Below are 740 nucleotides of genomic sequence, written 5' to 3' on the forward strand. Positions count from 1 at the left end.
ATCGGCGCTGGCGGGCGATCTGGAAAGCCGCCTCGTCGGGCACCGCGCGCTGGTCGGCCGGCTGCTGGCCGCCCTGCTCACCGGCGGCCACGTCCTCGTCGAGGGCGCGCCGGGCCTTGCCAAGACCCGCGCGGTCAAGCAGCTCTCCGGCCGGATCGAGGCGAGCTTCTCGCGCATCCAGTGCACGCCCGACCTGATGCCGGCCGACCTCACCGGCACGCCGGTGTGGCGGCCCGATCGCGGCGCCTTCGAATTCGTGCCCGGCCCCGTGTTCCATGCGCTGGTGCTCGTCGACGAGATCAACCGCGCCCCGCCGAAGGTGCAGTCCGCGCTGCTGGAGGCGATGGCCGAGAGCCAGGTGACCGCCGGCGGCACCACCCATCCGCTCGGCGAGCCGTTCATGGTGGTGGCGACCCAGAATCCGATCGAGCACGAGGGCACCTTTCCCCTGCCCGAAGCCCAGCTCGACCGCTTCCTGTTCCATGTCCGCGTTGGCCTGCCGGATGCGGCCGGCGAGCGGGCGATCCTCGATCTGGTGGAAGCGGAGGCCGACGACGCCGAGGCCGGGGCGTCCGGACAGGGGGCCGTCCCGCCAGTGCGCCTGCCGGCGAGCCTGATCGCCGTCGCCAAGCGCGAGGTGCGGGCCGTCCATCTCGCCCCGGCGCTCAAGGACTATATCGTGCGCCTGGTGACCGCGACGCGCACCGAGGAGGCCGGCCGCGAGGTGCGCGAGGCGATCG

At 73.4% G+C, this 740-nt stretch carries 1 protein-coding gene; it reads left to right on the forward strand.

Annotated elements, in window-relative coordinates; translation table 11 throughout:
• Positions 1-740, forward strand: a 740-nt coding sequence (locus tag A6302_RS20625; RefSeq protein ID WP_069308547.1) for an AAA family ATPase, incomplete at both ends; no start/stop codon positions are given.

The sequence above is a fragment of the Methylobrevis pamukkalensis genome (genome assembly GCF_001720135.1).
GTDB lineage: Bacteria > Pseudomonadota > Alphaproteobacteria > Rhizobiales > Pleomorphomonadaceae > Methylobrevis > Methylobrevis pamukkalensis.